A 15,444-nucleotide genomic window follows, 5' to 3' on the forward strand; every position below is an offset into this window, starting at 1 on the left:
CGCAGCAACGGCGAAGGGGCCCCGGTCGGTTGACCGGGGCCCCTTCGCCGTACGTCTGTCCGGTGGCGGTTACGCCGTCTTCTGCTCGCCCGGGCCGCGTCCGCGCGCGTCGCGCGGGATCAGCGTCGGGTTGACGTTCGACAGGACCACGTCGGCGGTGATGACCACGCGGGCCACGTCCTTGCGGGACGGGACCTCGTACATCACCGCCTGGAGGACCTCCTCCATGATGGCGCGCAGGCCGCGCGCGCCGGTCTGGCGGAGGATCGCCTGGTCGGCGATGGCTTCCAGGGCCTCGCGCTCGAAGTCCAGCTCCACGCCGTCGAGTTCGAAGAGGCGCTGGTACTGCTTCACGAGCGCGTTGCGCGGCTCCACGAGGATCTGCAGGAGCGCAGGGCGGTCGAGGTTGTGGACCGAGGTGATGACGGGCAGTCGGCCGATGAACTCGGGGATCATGCCGAACTTCACGAGGTCCTCGGGCATGACGGCCTCGAACTGGTCCTTGGACTCGAGCTCGCGCTTGGAGCGGATCGTCGCGCCGAAGCCGATGCCCTTGGCACCCGCCCTCGACTCGATGAGCTTCTCCAGGCCCGAGAAGGCGCCGCCCACGATGAACAGGACGTTCGTCGTGTCGATCTGGATGAACTCCTGGTGGGGGTGCTTGCGTCCGCCCTGGGGCGGGACCGAGGCCGTCGTGCCCTCCAGGATCTTGAGCAGCGCCTGCTGAACGCCCTCGCCGGACACGTCTCGCGTGATCGACGGGTTTTCGCTCTTACGGGCCACCTTGTCGATCTCGTCGATGTAGATGATGCCCGTCTCGGCCTTCTTGACGTCGTAGTCGGCGGCCTGGATGAGCTTGAGCAGGATGTTCTCGACGTCCTCGCCGACGTACCCCGCCTCCGTCAGCGCCGTCGCGTCGGCGATGGCGAACGGAACGTTGAGCATGCGCGCGAGGGTCTGGGCGAGCAGTGTCTTGCCGGAGCCCGTGGGGCCCAGCAGGAGGATGTTGGACTTCGCCAACTCGATGGCGTCGTCCCGGTTCTGCCCGCCGCCGTTCTCACCGGCCTGGACCCGCTTGTAGTGGTTGTACACCGCGACCGAGAGGGCCTTCTTGGCCGACTCCTGGCCGACCACGTACCCCTCGAGGAACTCGTAGATCTCGCGGGGCTTCGGGAGCTCCTCCCAGCGGACCTCGCTCGTTTCCGCGAGTTCTTCTTCGATGATCTCGTTGCAGAGATCGATGCACTCGTCGCAGATGTACACACCGGGGCCTGCGATGAGCTTCTTGACCTGCTTCTGGCTCTTGCCACAGAACGAGCACTTGAGCAGATCGCCGCCGTCACCGATGCGTGCCACGGTGTGCTTCCCCTTCGCCTGGGAGACGCCTGAATCCAGCGGCTCCTGGTGCTGCCTTATGTCCGACGGTACCTTGCCGAGCCCCCCGTTCGGGCCCCCCTTGGCGCGGTTCACTTTGTCGTGAACCACGCCAACGGGCGACAGACGAGCGGCAGACGATACAGCGATACGTCAGACGACCGCGGAATTGTTCATCTTCCGGGTGGAGATGATCTGGTCGATCAGGCCGTACGCCAGCGCGTCCTCAGCGGTGAGGATCTTGTCGCGCTCGATGTCCTCGCGGATCTTCTCGATCGGCGTGGTCGAGTGCTTGGCCAGCATCTCTTCCAGCTGCGCACGCATCCGGAGGATCTCGTTCGCCGCGATTTCGAGGTCCGAGACCTGGCCGCGGCCGGTCTCGCTGTAGGGCTGGTGGATCAGCACGCGGGCGTTCGGGAGCGCCATGCGCTTGCCCGGCGTACCGGCGGCCAGCAGGATCGCGGCGGCCGAGGCGGCCTGGCCCATGCAGACCGTCTGGATGTCCGGCTTCACGAACTGCATCGTGTCGTAGATGGCCGTGAGGGCCGTGAACGAGCCACCGGGGCTGTTGATGTAGACCGAGATGTCACGGTCGGGGTCCATCGACTCCAGGCACAGCAGCTGCGCCATGACGTCGTTGGCGGAGGCGTCGTCGATCTGCACGCCGAGGAAGATCACGCGCTCCTCGAACAGCTTCGCGTACGGGTCGTACTCACGCACGCCCTGCGAGGTGCGCTCGACGAAGCGCGGGATGACGTAGCGGGACTCCGCACGAGGACCGGTGTACTCGGCCTGCGTGCGGGCGTAGAGGCCGCTGCCGGGGAAGTCGTTCACTGTGTCTCCTGAAGAGCCTGTAAGAGCCTGAGGCGGTCGGCTGGGGGCGCCGGCGGCCGTCTGAGCCGCTCCGGGGCGCTGGGTGCGCCCCGGGAGCGGTGGAGAGGCCCCGCGCCGCCCTGGGGGCGCTGAGGGGCTTACGCCGCCCCGGTGCCGCCACCGCCCGGCATACCGGCAGCGGTGGGCATGATGTCGTCGATGAGGCCGTACTCCTTGGCCTCGATCGGATCGAACCAGCGGTCGCGGTCCGAGTCACGAGTGACCTGCTCGACCGTCTGACCGGTGTGGAAGGCGGTCAGCTCCGCCATCCGCTTCTTGGTGTGCAGCAGCCGCTCGGCGTGGATCTTGATGTCCGACGCGGAACCGGCGAGGCCGGCCGAGGGCTGGTGGATCAGGATCTCGGCGTTCGGCAGGGCGAAGCGCTTGCCGGGGGTGCCGGCGCTGAGCAGGAACTGGCCCATGGAGGCCGCCATGCCCATCGCGATCGTCACCACATCGTTCTTGATGTACTGCATGGTGTCGTAGATCGCCATACCGGCCGTGATCGATCCGCCGGGGCTGTTGATGTAGAGGTAGATGTCCTTGTCCGGGTCGGAGGCAAGGAGCAGCAGCTGCGCCGTGATCTTGTTGGCGATGTCATCGTCGACCGCCTGGCCGAGGAAGATGATCCGCTCGCCGAGCAGCCGGTTGTAGACCTGGTCTCCGAGGCCACCACCGATGGGGTCGCCGGCAGCTGTGGGCATCAGATTCGTCACGTATCCACCTGCTCGTCTTACGACGGCGCCGGGCCGTCTCACGTCTTCTGCTGGGGGCGTGGGACCCCGGTTCAACACCGCCCTGGGCGGCTTCGGGGACTCCCCTGCCCTCGTATTCATGGACCCTAACGCGCGGGTCCCTCCGGGGAATCCCGCAGAAGGAACTGTTCGCTGTGAGCGCATGCGCTCCGCCGGGTCGGGCAGGGGGTTCGGCGGGGCTCCGCCCCGTCGGGGGCGCGGGGAACGGCGCGATCCGCCCCCTCTCCCCGCACAAAATGCCGCGGTCCCGTCTGCCGCGGACCGTGTCGCGGCGGGTGCGGCCTGTCGTGGGCTGAGTGCGCAGTTCCCCGCGCCCCCGAAGGCCGACGGGCCCCCGGGGACAAGAAGTCCCCGGGGGCCCGTCACACAGCTGCTGAAGCGCCGCAGGCTTACGCCTCGGTCTTCTCCTCGGCGGAGCCCTCGTCACCGTCGGTGACCTCGGCGACGACCTCGGTGGCCGACTCCGTCTCGTCCTCCTCGTCGTCGAGGTCGACGACCTCACCGTTGGTGTCCTTGACCGTGGCGGCCTCGACGACGACCGCGAGGGCCTTGCCGCGGGCGACCTCGCCGACCAGCATCGGGACCTGGCCGCCCTCGACGACCGCCTGGGCGAACTGGTCGGGGGACATGCCGGAAGAGGCCGCGCGCCGCATAAGGTGCTCGGTGAGCTCCTCCTGGTTGACGTTCAGCTTCTCCTTGTTGACGAGCTCGTCCAGGACGAACTGGGTCTTGATGCCCTTGATCGCCGCTTCCTTGGTCTCGGCGTCGAACTCTTCCTCGGTCTTGCCCTGGATCTCCAGGTACTTCGCGAGGTCGAGGCCCATCTGGCCGAGCTGGTGGTGCTCGAGGTTGTGCTTACGGGTGTTGATCTCGTCCTCGAGCAGCTTCTCGGGGACGGGCACCTCGACCAGCTCGAGCAGCTTCTCCAGGACACGCTCCTGGGCCTGCGTGGCCTGGTCGTACTGCTTCATGTTCTCGAGGCGCTTGCGGCTGTCCGCCTTGAGCTCGTCGAGGGTGTCGAACTCGGAGGCGAGCTGAGCGAAGTCGTCGTCCAGCTCGGGCAGTTCGCGGGCGGCGACCTGGGTGACCTTGACGGCGACCTCGGCCTCCTTGCCGGCCGCGGAGCCGCCCTTGAGCTCGGAGGCGAAGGTGGCCTCGCCACCGGCCTCCAGGCCCTTCACGGCCTCGTCGATGCCGTCCAGCAGCTCACCGGAGCCGATGGTGTACGAGACGTCGGAGGCGATGCCGTCCTCCAGCACCTCTCCGTCGACCTTGGCCTCCAGGTCGATCGTGACGACGTCGCCGTCCTGGGCGGCGCGCTCGACCGGCGAGGTGGACGCGAAGCGCTCACGGAGCTCCTCGACGGCCTTCTCGACGTCCTCGTCGCTGACCTCGACGGCGTCGACCTCGACCTCGATGCCGGAGTAGTCCGGGATCTCGATGGTCGGGCGGATGTCGACCTCGGCGGTGAAGTTCAGCGTCTCGCCGTCCTTCAGCTCGGTGATGTCGACCTCGGGCTGGCCGAGGACGTTCAGCTCAGCCTCGTTGACCGCTTCGGTGTAGAACTTCGGGAGCGCGTCATTGACGGCCTCTTCGAGCACGGCACCGCGACCGAACCGCTGGTCGATGACGCGCGCCGGGATCTTGCCCTTCCGGAAGCCCTTCACCGTGACCTGCTGGTTGATCTTCTTGTACGCCGCGTCGAGGCTGTCCTTGAGCTCCTCGAAGGGCACCTCGACAGTGAGCCGAACCCGAGTCGGGTTCAGGTTCTCCACGGCGCTCTTCACGGTTCGGTCTCCTTGTGGCTGACTTCTTGGGGGTACTGCTGCGGGGTTCTGCTGTCTGCTTCTGCCGAGATCAGGCAGAGCCTCAGCGGATTCGCGGCCCTTGAGAGACGTAACAGTGCAGACACACGGGCGCGCAACCTGCATAGTAACCGCAGGCGGTACACGGCCCAAAAGGCGATCTTGCGATCCCGGCCATCGACCGTCGGTGACCATGGGGTCGCCTCGTCCGTCGCCGGAAATCGCTGGTGGTCGGGGTGGCGGGATTTGAACCCACGGCCTTCCGCTCCCAAAGCGGACGCGCTACCAAGCTGCGCCACACCCCGTCGGTGCGAGACGTAGGGTACATGCCCGCAGGCAGTGCGGCTGCCGCATTTCACGCGCGTCCACGGGGTGGCGGAACGGGTGTGCGGCGAGGGGGTACGACCCGCTACGATGCCTTCTGTGCCGGGGTCACCGACCTGCGGCGCGTTCTGTTGCGGGCGTAGCTCAATGGTAGAGCCCTAGTCTTCCAAACTAGCTACGCGGGTTCGATTCCCGTCGCCCGCTCCATACGGCTCAGGGCCGGGCCGGAGGATCATTCCTCCGGCCCGGCCCTGATCGTTTTCCGGGATGCCCGTCCGGCGTGGCGAGCCCCGCAGGGAGAACCCGGCACGGAAAGCTCGGCACGGAGAACCCGGCACGGAGAACGTGGTCGGCCGAGGGCGCGGCCGTCGGTGTCCGCGTCCGGGCGAGATCAGGGCGGGATCAGAAGCTGATCGAGTTGATGGTCTGCGCTATCGAGTCGAGGAACCGTTGGATGGACGGAGCCATTCCGGTCGACGCGAGGAAGAAGCCGAAGAGCACCGCGACGATCGCGGGCCCCGCCTTGATCGATCCCCCTCGGATCAGCACCACGAGGACGATCGCCAACAGCAGTACCACTGACAGCGAGATGGCCACAACTGATCACACCCTACGGTCGGTCCGCTCCCGGCCCGGGGGTGCAGCCCCGCACACCCCCGCCACAACCATCGTGCCACCAACCCGGCTTCGGTATGCCGAAGGTGACGCAACGTCGGCCACGGACGCCCGGGACCGGCACTCCCTCCCCCTTCGGGGCGGGCCAACTCCGCGGTCCCGCACCGCAATTCGAGAGTGTACCCGCACGGGATATTCAGAGACATCGTTTCAGCATCCACACATCCCGTTCGCAAGTAATTCGAATTGTTGCCACAGGCGCATCGAAGGCGCCGAAGGCTGGATATTTCACCAGAGTCGCCCACGAGTGTTACGCACCATTTGGTCGTGACGAATGTGGACAGAACAGCCCCACAACGACCTTACGTGGTAAGGGAAAATCCCTAAATCCGGGGTATACCCAGCGGGTACTCGCAGGCGATAAGCAGGAATGACATGGGGAGTTTCACGAAGACGCGCAGACAACGCTAGGGTGCCTCAGATGTTCCACGCCGCCTCGTCCCCCGCAAGTGCAGCAAGGTCCCGGATCGACTCCCCCAGTTCCCCCAGTTCCACGCGACCGAACGGCCCGCAGCGAGCGCCGCTCCCCCCGGCAGAGCAGTCGGTGGCGGGAGTGCCGGCTCCGCGCCCGGCCCGGAGTCAGACGTCCACCGCCCCGGGTACCCGACCCGACAAACCGCGCGACGCCTTCTTCGACAACGCCAAGTACCTGGCGATCGTGCTCGTGGCCGTGGGGCATGCCTGGGAGCCCCTGAAGGGCCGGAGTCGTGTCCTCGAAGCGGCGTACATGGTCGTCTACGCCTTCCACATGCCGGCCTTCATCATCATCTCCGGCTATTTCTCGCGCAGTTTCGACTTCCGTGCCGACCGGCTGAAGCGGCTGGTGACCGGTGTCGCCGTGCCGTACGTCGTCTTCGAAGTGGCGTACGTCCTCTTCAAGCGCTGGGCCGACGACGATCCGTCGCTGCCGATCAGCCTGCTCGACCCGTGGTTCCTCACCTGGTTCCTGTGCGCGCTGTTCGTCTGGCGGCTGACGACGCCCCTGTGGAAACTGGTGCGTTGGCCGCTTCTGGTCGCACTCGCCGTCGCCATGCTCGCGACGACCTCGCCGGACATCGGTGACGACCTGGATCTGCAGCGCGTGCTCCAGTTCCTGCCGTTCTTCGTGCTGGGCCTGTGCATGAAGCCCGAACACTTCCAGCTGGTGCGCCGTCGCGAGGTGCGCATCCTGTCGGTGCCGGTCTTCGCCGCCGCGCTGGTCGTGAGCTGGTGGGCGGTGCCGCGGATGAACCCCGCCTGGTTCTACCACCGCGACAGCGCGCGGGAACTGGGGGTGCCGTGGTGGGTCGGCCCCGTGATGGTGCTCGCCCTCTTCGGCTGCTCGCTGCTGCTCACCGCGTGCTTCTTCGCTTGGGTGCCGCGCCGCAGGATGTGGTTCACGGCGCTCGGCGCGGGCACCCTGTACGGCTATCTGCTGCACGGTTTCCTGGTCAAGGGCGGCGACTACTGGGGCTGGTTCGACCACAAGTGGCTGCACCGGCCGCTCGGCGAGATCTTCGTGACCCTCGTCGCGGGCGTGGCCGTCACCCTGCTGTGCACGGTGCCGGTGCGGCGGGTGTTCCGCTTCGCGATGGAGCCCGGCATGGAGTGGGCGTTCAAGCGGGACGCCACGGAGCTGGCCCGCGAACGGGCCAAGGCCGCGGCGTAGCCACCCTCAGTCCGGCGGCAGTCCGAGCAGCGCCCGCATGGTGGCGTACTTCTTCGCCAGCCGTGCGCGGGTGTGCTCGTCCAGGGCCGCGAGCCGGGCCGGATCGGCGTTGTGCGCCAGGTCCGACGCCTTGACCACGAGAGCCCCCGGAGTCGTACGAATGCGTTTCGCGTACGACTCCGGGGGCTCTCCCTCGCGTTTGGTGAGCGCCAGCACGATGTCCTTCGTACGCGGGGTCAGGGCGGCCTCGCGCAGCCAGTCCTCGGAGAGCACGTCGTCCTCGACGGCGTCGTGCAGCCAGGCCGCCGCCATCTGTTCGTCATCGCCCCCGCGCTCACGGACCCCGTCCGCGACGGCCTGCAGGTGCTCGGCGTAGGGCCGCCCCGCCTTGTCGGTCTGGGCGGCGTGCGCCGCGCGGGCGAGGGCCTCTATTTCGGCCAGGGTCAGGAGAGTTTGCGTCACTCCTCCAGTGTCTCCCGCCGCAGGGCCGCGCGGGCCGGGACTCCGGCCGCCGTCAGGCCGAGGACGACGACCGCCCCGGCGAAGGACCCGCACAAAAGCGGCGAAGCCGTCGCCACCGCCAGTGGGGGCAGCGGGGCCGGCGGGGTCAGCGGATTGCCGTCGCGCCCTGTCGGCAGATCAGCAGGAGGGCCCGGTCGTCGTTCACGTCCTTGGCCACCGCTTCGATGAGATGCCACGCGGCACCGTGGAAACCGCCGGCGACATAACGGTCGGCCTCGCCGGTGAGGCGGTCGATGCCTTCGACGATGTCGCGGTCGGAGGTTTCCACCAGACCGTCCGTGAAGAGCATCAGGACGTCACCGGGGCGCAGGGAACCCTTGACGGGGTCGAACTGGGCACCGTCGTACACCCCGAGGAGCGGACCTTCGGCGGCCTTCTCCTCCCAGCGCCCGCTGCCCGCACTGAGCTGCAGTCCCGGCGGGTGCCCGGCGGAGAAGAGTTCGTAGTCACCGGAGTCCAGGTCCAGGACCAGGTGGATCGAGGTGGCGAAGCCCTCGTCCCAGTCCTGGCGGAGAAGATAACCGTTCGCGGCGGGGAGGAAGGCGTGCGGTGGGAGCGATCCCAACAAGCCGCCGAAGGCCCCGGAGAGGAGCAGGGCGCGCGAACCCGCGTCCATGCCCTTGCCGGAGACGTCGGTCAGGACGACTTCGAGGGTTCGGCCGCCGTTCGTACGTGCGGCCACGACGAAGTCCCCCGAGAACGACTGACCGCCCGCCGGGCGCAGCGCCATCTCCCGGTGCCAGCCCAGTGGCAGGCTCGGCAGTTTGCTCTGTACCCGGATGCGTTCGCGCAGGTCGAAGAGCATGGTGCCGCCGCGTCGCCAGGGCACGCCGACCCGGCTGCGGAACTGTGCGATCAGCAGGCCGAAGAAGCCGCAGGCCGCGACCACCAGCACCACGCCCGGGGTGACCCGGGACGGGCCCTCCGTGTACGGGCCCAGCTTCACGGACTCCACTATCAGCGCGGTGGCGGCGGCCGCGTACAGGCCGAGCAGGCTGGCGGGGCGCAGGAGAAGGCCACCCGCGACGATCGGGAGGACCAGCGCGGCCGGGGAGCACCAGACCGAGTTCATCAGCGTCGTGGCCGCGATCAGGGGAATCGTCAGCAGCAGACCGGCCAGCGCGATCCAGTCGGAGCCGTCCCCGCGGAAGTAGTCCACGGCGGATCTGCGCACGCCGATGCGAGCCCGGTGCCACTGCTTCTTCAACCGGGCCGTGAACGTCTCGGCTTCGGCGCGCCGCTCTCGTCCTGCTGCCATTAGTTCGGGACCCTATCCATCGGACCAGGTGCTTGGCACGGGAGGTCCCACTTGTCCCCCGTCCGAGCGCTCAACATCACAGTGCACGGCGCCTCCAGGGGCGGGCGAAATTCCCTCGCTCGTACCGCATTGCCCTGGTAGGCATGGGGTATGACGACTGACTTGCGGGTGCTGCGGCAGCCCGAGTGGGACACGTGGTACGACAACCTGCTCCGCGCGTTCGGGGGCGTACCGGAGTCGTCCGAGGAGCGCGAAATGATGAACGCGCTGACAGAGTACGACCGTTTCCTGGGGATCTGGGACGGCGACCGGTGCGTGGGCACCGCGGGGGCGTTCTCCTTCCGGGTCACCGTCCCCGGCGGCGCCTCCGTACCGGCCGCGGGCATCACGATGGTGAGCGTCGCGGCCACACACCGGCGGCGCGGACTGCTCAGGTCGATGATGCGGCGGCAGCTGGACGACATCCACTCGTGGGGCGAGCCGCTGGCCGTGCTGACCGCGTCGGAGCCGACGATCTACGGCCGGTTCGGCTACGGCATCGCGACACACCAGTACAACGTCGAGATCGACACGACCCGGGTACGGCTGTCCGTACCGCCCGGCACCGATGACGTACGTCTGCGGTACGCCACACCGGCCGATGCACTCGACGCCTGCGAGGCGTTGTACGCGCGGCTGGTTCCGGGCCGGCCGGGCATGCTGGAGCGGCGGCCCGGCTGGGACCGGGCGATGCTGCTCGATCCGGAGAGCGAGCGGGACGGCGCTTCGCCGTTGCAGTGCGTTGTCGCCGAGCGGGACGGCGACGTCGTGGGCTACGCCCGATACCGGATCAAACGGGACGGCGACCACCGCGGGGCCATGTTCACCGTCCGCCTCGATCAACTGGAGGCGCTCGACCCGGCGACGCACGCGGCGCTGTGGCGGTTCCTCTTCGAGATCGACCTGACCTCCACGCTGCACGCCCTCGGTCGCCCCGTCGACGAGGCATGGCAGCACATGGTGTCCGACATCCGCCGCTGCGCGGTGCGGATGCGGGACGCGCTGCACCTGCGGCTCGTCGATGTCGGCGCCGCGCTGGAGGCGCGGACGTATCAGGCGCCGCTGGATGTGGTGTTCGAGGTCGAGGACGCGTTCTGTCCCTGGAACGAGGGGCGTTGGCGGCTCACCGGGGATGCGAAGGGTGCGGCCTGCGTACGCACGCAGGACGCCGCCGATCTCGCCTTGTCCGTACGGGAGTTGGGGGCCGCGTATCTCGGTGGGGTGTCCCTGGCTTCACTCGCTGCGGCGGGGCGGGTACGGGAGCTGCGGCAGGGCGCGCTCGCCGAGGCCTCGGTGGGCTTCCTGTCAGCGGTCGCGCCCTGGTTGCCGCACGGGTTCTAGACCCGGTTCACGGGTTCTGGACCCGGTTCACGGGTTCTGGACCCGGTTCACGGGTTCCTTCACGGCTTTACCTGTTCTGGCAGGTCGGGCACCAGAACAGGTTGCGGGCGGCGAGATCGGCGGTGCGTATCTCGCCGCCACAGATGTGGCAGGGCAGGTTGGCCCTGCGGTACACGTAGACCTCGCCGCCGTGGTCGTCCACGCGCGGTGGGCGGCCCATGGCCTCGGGGGTGTGTTCCGGGCGGACGGTGTCGATGCGGTTGTTGCGGACGCCCTCGCGCATCAGTGCCACCAGGTCCGTCCAGATCCCGTCCCACTCGGTCGGTGTGAGGTCCTTGCCCGCGCGGTACGGGTCGATGCCGTGACGGAAGAGGACCTCGGCGCGGTAGACGTTGCCCACGCCCGCAATGATCTTCTGGTCCATGAGGAGCGCGGCGATCGTCGTACGGCTGCGGGAGACACGTCCGTACGCGGTCGACGGGTCGGCGTCGGGGCGGAGGGGGTCCGGGCCGAGGCGGTCGTGGATCGCCTGCTTCTCGCCGTCCGTGATCAGGGCGCAGGTGGTGGGGCCGCGGAGGTCGACGTACGACGTGGTGTTCGCGAGGCGGAGGCGGACCGTGTCCGTGGGGGGTGGGGCGGGGGCGTCGCCGAAGTTCACCTTGCCGAAGAGGCCGAGGTGGATGTGGATCCAGTCGGCGGCACGGAAGGCGAGGAAGAGGTGTTTGCCGTGGGCGTCGGCGTGTTCGAAGGTGGTGCCGTCGAGGAGGGCGGCGGCGTCGGTGAACTTGCCCTGCGGGCTGGTGACGCGGGTGGGAGCGCCACCGAACCTGGCCGCGTAGTCCTCGGCCAGCCGATGAATCGTGTGCCCCTCCGGCACCGGTCCCTCCTCCTACTCAATGGGCGACTCCGCCGCGTGGGCGCGACCAACCCCCACCCGCCCGCAGCCGACAAAGGACCCAGGGGGCTGGGGGCTGGGGGTGGCGGGGGCGAGGGAAAGGCTCGCGCGGCCGGAGGCTACGGCTGCTGGGGGTGGTGGGCCGGGACAGGCGGAAGTTCGCCCGTCGTCTCGTACGCCGTGAGCATGTCGATGCGCCGAATGTGGCGCTCGTCACCGGAGAAGGGGGTGGAGAGGAACACCTCCACGAACTTCGTCGCCTCCTCCTCGGTGTGCATACGGGCACCCACCGCCACCACGTTGGCGTTGTTGTGCTGGCGGCCCAGCGACGCCGTCTCCTCGCTCCAGGCGAGAGCGGCCCGTGCCCCGTCCACCTTGTTCGCGGCGATCTGCTCACCGTTGCCCGAGCCGCCGATCACGATGCCGAGGGCCTCGGGGTCGGCCGCCGTACGCTCCGCCGCGCGGAGGCAGAACGGCGGGTAGTCGTCCTGGGCGTCGTAGATGAGCGGCCCGCAGTCGACGGGCTCGTGCCCGGCGGCCCTGAGCCACTCGACGAGGTGGTTCTTGAGTTCGAAACCGGCATGATCGGAGCCGAGATACACGCGCATGCTCCGAGTGTGACATGGCTGTTTCGGATCGGCCTCGCCGGGTGCCGCCGGCGAAAATGTGAGCAGAACTACAAAAGTCGGCACGCTCGTGGTGCTGGTGCTGGTGCTGGTGCTGGTGCTGGTGCTGGTGCTGGTGATGCGGATGCGGATGCTGGGCGAGATGTCCGCCGCCAATCCGACCTCCGGTTCGTTCTCCGCGCACGCCGACCGCGCGCTCGGGCGCTGGGCCGGGTTCTCGATCGGCTGGCTGTACTGGTTCTTCTGGGTGGTCGTGCTCGCCGTCGAGGCGACCGCGGGGGCCGAGATCCTCGAAGGGTGGATGCCCGCCGTACCGCAGTGGGGCTGGGCGCTCATCGTGATGATCGTGCTCGCCGCGACCAACCTCGTCTCCGTCGGCTCGTACGGTGCATTCGAATTCTGGTTCGCCGGGATCAAGGTCGTGGCGATCTCCCGCCCCCTCATACCCGCTCGCTCATAGCGGCGTGAAGCCCTTCTTCACCTCGTCGTAGACGCGGAGCGCGGCCGTCTCGATGTCCGGGTGGTACCAGGTGCTGATCTCGTACGACGTGCCGCCGGACCGGAAGCCGAGCAGCCGGACGTGCCAGAGCCGGCCCTTGGCCGTGACGGTGTACTCCCAGGCGACCGCGGGCGCGTTGCGGAACGTGGTGCGCTCCAGGCGGATCCGCTGGTAGTTCAGGCCCTTGCTGGTGTCCACCTCCGCCTGCTGCCACTGCGCCAGCAGATCGCCCTTGGCCGGGGTCGCGTTGGCCACGATCTCCTGTGCCCGGTCGGGTGAGGTGTAGTGCACCTCGGAACCGCTCTGCGCCACCCGCTGCCAGCCCTGCGGCGGGACCCACGCGTACAGCCCGGCCTCCTTGCGGGCGCCCGCGGGCAGGCTCGGCGGACGCGACGTGCTGTCGACGGTGGGGTGCGGGGAGGACAACGGGTCCACGGACGAGGCGCTCGGTGACGACGAGGACGACGCCGAGGATGAGGACGCGGACGCGCCGGTGGTGTCGTGGGAGGAGCCGCCGTTCGCCGCGATGATGAGCCCGGCGACGGCACCCGCGACCACCACGCCACCGGCGGCGGCGAACCCCATCCGTCGGCGGTTCCGCTGTGGGCCGGACGGTACGGCGGGGCCGGGGAGTTCGCCCGGCGGCATGGGGAGAGGGACAAGGGCGGGGACGGGGACTGACGTGTCGGTTTCGGGTGCGCGTTCCGGCGGGCTCTTCCACGTCGGGGTGTGCTGCACCGGGATGGCATCTTGCACGGGGGCGGGCTCGGGGGCGGGCTCGTGCTGTGGCTCCGGGTCCGGCTGCGGTGGTGGCTGCGGCTGGGACGGGAGACACCGTGCCTCACGTATGAGCTGGGCGTCCAAAAGTACGGGCGTGGGTGACTCCTCGTGGGGCAGGGGAACGGACGGTACGGCTTCCGGTGCCTCTGGCGCTTCCAGCGACTCGGGCACTTCGGGTACTTCCGGCGCTTCCCGTACGTCCGGCACCTCCGGCACCTCCGATACCGCCGACGTCTCCGGCGGTTCGGCCTCTTCCCCCTCCCCCGGAGGGCTCGGCTCCGGGAACGCGATGGGCCGCAACGCCGTCTCAAGCTCCTCCAAACCCGGCCGGGTCGACGGCTCCTTCTCCAGCAGGGCGGCCAGAATCTCCGCCAAGTCACCTGCTGCCGAAGGAAGTTCGGGCTCCTCGTGCAGGACGGCGTGCAGGGTCGCCAGGGTGGTCGAGCGGGAGAACGGGGAGCGGCCGCCGAGGGCCGCGCAGAGCGTCGCGCCGAGGGACCACACGTCGGACGGCGGGCCCTGCGGGCGGCCGGAGATCCGCTCGGGGGCCATGTAGTCGGGGGAGCCGACCAGCATCCCGACCATGGTGAGCGCCTCCGCGTCCTGCAGCGCGGCGATGCCGAAGTCGGTGAGGACGACCCGCCGGCCGCGCCGCTCGACCAGGACGTTGCCCGGCTTGATGTCCCGGTGCAGCACTCCCCCGGCGTGCACCTGGCGCAGCGCCGCCACCAGTCCGAGCCCGATACGGGCCGCGGTCGGCGGGTCGAGCGGGCCGTCCTCGACCACGATCTGTTCGAGGGAGCGGCCGGCGACGAGCTCCATGACGATCCACAGCCGCTCACCCTCGTCCACGACGTCGTAGACGCGCACGACATTGGGATGGTCGATCCGGGCGGTGGCCCTGGCTTCGCGCAGGGTGCGTTCACGGCGGGTTCGGGTGTCCTCCGGGTCGAGTCCGTCGATCCGCATTTCCTTGACGGCGACCTGCCGGTCGAGCATCTCGTCGGTGGCTCGCCACACCCGCCCCATTCCCCCCTGGCCAATACTCTCGGCCAGCCGATATCGACCCGTCACCAATAATCCCGGAACACCGCCACTCGTATTCCCCGTCAATCCCCTGCACCCCCTCAACACCCGCCACAATCGCCCGCCACAACAGAAACACAATGGTCACACTTCATGCCGTACCAGCATAGTGCGGAGAAATCTTGTGGTACCTCTTCAAGTACTGCGAATTCAGGCGCAGCCAAGGGGGACGAACATGAGTTCTCGTCACACGACGACCATCGCGGGATCGCTGCTCACTGTATCTTTCTCGGCCGTGATGATCCTTTCCTTCACCGCCGTCGCGGACGACCAGGGACCAGGGAGCAGCAAGGGGGGAAAGGCCGTCGACCCGGCACCGGCGGGCGTGAAACTGACCACGTTGCTGCCCGAGAAGATCTCGGTCGACAACAGCACCCACGAAACGGCGCTTACCGCCACGGTAAAGAATGAGGGGACCAAGGACAGCGGAAAGATTCGGCTCCTGGTGGTCGGTTTCGACGGTCTGCAGGTCAAGAGCGTCAAGGGCTGTGCCGTCATGGCCGACAAGGATCTGCCCAAGGGTTCGAACAGTGGTTTCGTTTGCGACGTCGGAAATCTCGCGGCCGGAAAGTCGCAGTCGTACGACGTCGCCGCGACCTTCGACCTGAGCAAGACCGGAAAGATCTGCCTGCCGGTCCAGGACAGCGGCGGAAAGAGCACGTTCTGGCAGCAGGGCCCGGTGCCGTTCGGTGCGACGAACCCGTCGCCGAACGCCCCGACCACCCCGCTTCTGCTCGACACCGAGAACAAGCCCGTGACGCCCGGCGGCGACCAGTTGCCCAAGACCGGCGCCGGGAGTGACCTCCTGCCGCTCGGCGCGGCGGGGGCGGCGCTCGTCTCCGTGGGGGCTGCGGGGGTGTGGTGGGCCCAGCGGCGGCCTCGGCAGCGGCAGGCGTGACGAGGGGTGGGCCGGGATGCCGTGCGCGCGGCGTCCCGGCCCACCC

General features: G+C 68.6%; 13 protein-coding genes, 2 tRNA genes and 1 pseudogene. 5 read left to right on the forward strand and 11 right to left on the reverse strand.

Annotated features, from left to right (window positions below; all coding sequences use genetic code 11):
* Positions 1-69: 69 nt before the first annotated feature.
* The 5 genes from clpX to OG747_RS14565 all read right to left on the reverse strand — a co-directional run bounded on the left by clpX (position 70) and on the right by OG747_RS14565 (position 5,112).
* The gene (gene clpX, locus OG747_RS14545; RefSeq protein ID WP_390927316.1) at positions 70-1,356 is read right to left on the reverse strand and encodes an ATP-dependent Clp protease ATP-binding subunit ClpX; all 1,287 of its coding nucleotides are present in this window, start codon (positions 1,354-1,356) and stop codon (positions 70-72) included.
* A gap of 171 nt (positions 1,357-1,527) precedes the next feature.
* On the reverse strand, positions 1,528-2,208 hold the full coding sequence (locus tag OG747_RS14550; RefSeq protein WP_362087703.1) for an ATP-dependent Clp protease proteolytic subunit: 681 nt from the start codon (positions 2,206-2,208) through the stop codon (positions 1,528-1,530).
* A 137-nt stretch (positions 2,209-2,345) separates the two neighbouring features.
* Positions 2,346-2,951, reverse strand: coding sequence for an ATP-dependent Clp protease proteolytic subunit (locus tag OG747_RS14555; RefSeq protein WP_149513863.1), 606 nt, complete (start codon positions 2,949-2,951; stop codon positions 2,346-2,348).
* 440 nt (positions 2,952-3,391) lie between these two features.
* Complete coding sequence (gene tig / locus OG747_RS14560; protein ID WP_405879747.1) at positions 3,392-4,789, reverse strand: trigger factor; 1,398 nt, start codon at positions 4,787-4,789, stop codon at positions 3,392-3,394.
* Positions 4,790-5,035: 246 nt separating this feature from the next.
* Positions 5,036-5,112 (reverse strand) — tRNA-Pro (locus OG747_RS14565).
* A gap of 152 nt (positions 5,113-5,264) precedes the next feature.
* Here OG747_RS14565 and OG747_RS14570 point away from each other — a divergent pair.
* Positions 5,265-5,338, forward strand: a tRNA-Gly gene (locus tag OG747_RS14570).
* Between the two features lie 195 nt (positions 5,339-5,533).
* On the opposite strand, the gene OG747_RS14575 is transcribed toward OG747_RS14570, so the two are convergent.
* The gene (locus tag OG747_RS14575) at positions 5,534-5,728 is read right to left on the reverse strand and encodes a hypothetical protein (protein ID WP_329368370.1); all 195 of its coding nucleotides are present in this window, start codon (positions 5,726-5,728) and stop codon (positions 5,534-5,536) included.
* A 631-nt stretch (positions 5,729-6,359) separates the two neighbouring features.
* Between OG747_RS14575 and OG747_RS14580 the strand changes: the two genes are divergently transcribed.
* Entirely contained in the window at positions 6,360-7,454 is a 1,095-nt protein-coding gene (locus tag OG747_RS14580) for an acyltransferase family protein (protein ID WP_405879749.1), read from the forward strand.
* 6 nt (positions 7,455-7,460) lie between these two features.
* Here the strand turns inward: OG747_RS14580 and OG747_RS14585 are convergent, their stop codons facing one another.
* Positions 7,461-7,916, reverse strand: coding sequence for an HD domain-containing protein (locus OG747_RS14585; RefSeq protein ID WP_405879750.1), 456 nt, complete (start codon positions 7,914-7,916; stop codon positions 7,461-7,463).
* 145 nt (positions 7,917-8,061) lie between these two features.
* Positions 8,062-9,234 (reverse strand): PP2C family protein-serine/threonine phosphatase, encoded by a 1,173-nt coding sequence (locus OG747_RS14590; protein WP_405879751.1) that lies wholly within the window; start codon positions 9,232-9,234, stop codon positions 8,062-8,064.
* A 150-nt stretch (positions 9,235-9,384) separates the two neighbouring features.
* Here OG747_RS14590 and OG747_RS14595 point away from each other — a divergent pair, with 150 nt between their 5' ends.
* Positions 9,385-10,614 carry a GNAT family N-acetyltransferase gene (locus tag OG747_RS14595; protein WP_405879752.1) on the forward strand — a complete coding sequence of 410 codons (1,230 nt, stop codon included), beginning with the start codon at positions 9,385-9,387 and terminating at the stop codon, positions 10,612-10,614.
* Positions 10,615-10,681: 67 nt separating this feature from the next.
* Here OG747_RS14595 and OG747_RS14600 read toward each other — a convergent pair whose 3' ends face one another.
* Positions 10,682-11,491 (reverse strand): Fpg/Nei family DNA glycosylase, encoded by an 810-nt coding sequence (locus OG747_RS14600; protein ID WP_405879753.1) that lies wholly within the window; start codon positions 11,489-11,491, stop codon positions 10,682-10,684.
* A gap of 137 nt (positions 11,492-11,628) precedes the next feature.
* Positions 11,629-12,117 (reverse strand): ribose-5-phosphate isomerase, encoded by a 489-nt coding sequence (locus OG747_RS14605; RefSeq protein ID WP_405879754.1) that lies wholly within the window; start codon positions 12,115-12,117, stop codon positions 11,629-11,631.
* A gap of 64 nt (positions 12,118-12,181) precedes the next feature.
* Between OG747_RS14605 and OG747_RS14610 the strand changes: the two are divergent.
* Positions 12,182-12,565: pseudogene (locus OG747_RS14610) on the forward strand (amino acid permease); the annotation flags it as partial.
* A 24-nt stretch (positions 12,566-12,589) separates the two neighbouring features.
* Here OG747_RS14610 and OG747_RS14615 read toward each other — a convergent pair.
* Positions 12,590-14,443, reverse strand: a complete 1,854-nt coding sequence (locus OG747_RS14615; protein ID WP_405885541.1) for a protein kinase domain-containing protein — start codon at positions 14,441-14,443, stop codon at positions 12,590-12,592.
* Between the two features lie 232 nt (positions 14,444-14,675).
* Here OG747_RS14615 and OG747_RS14620 point away from each other — a divergent pair, with 232 nt between their 5' ends.
* Positions 14,676-15,398: an LPXTG cell wall anchor domain-containing protein gene (locus OG747_RS14620; protein WP_405879755.1), complete on the forward strand. Its 723-nt coding sequence runs from the start codon at positions 14,676-14,678 to the stop codon at positions 15,396-15,398.
* Positions 15,399-15,444 lie beyond the last annotated feature (46 nt).

Source organism: Streptomyces sp. NBC_01384, assembly GCF_045040035.1.
Taxonomy (GTDB): Bacteria; Actinomycetota; Actinomycetes; order Streptomycetales; family Streptomycetaceae; genus Streptomyces.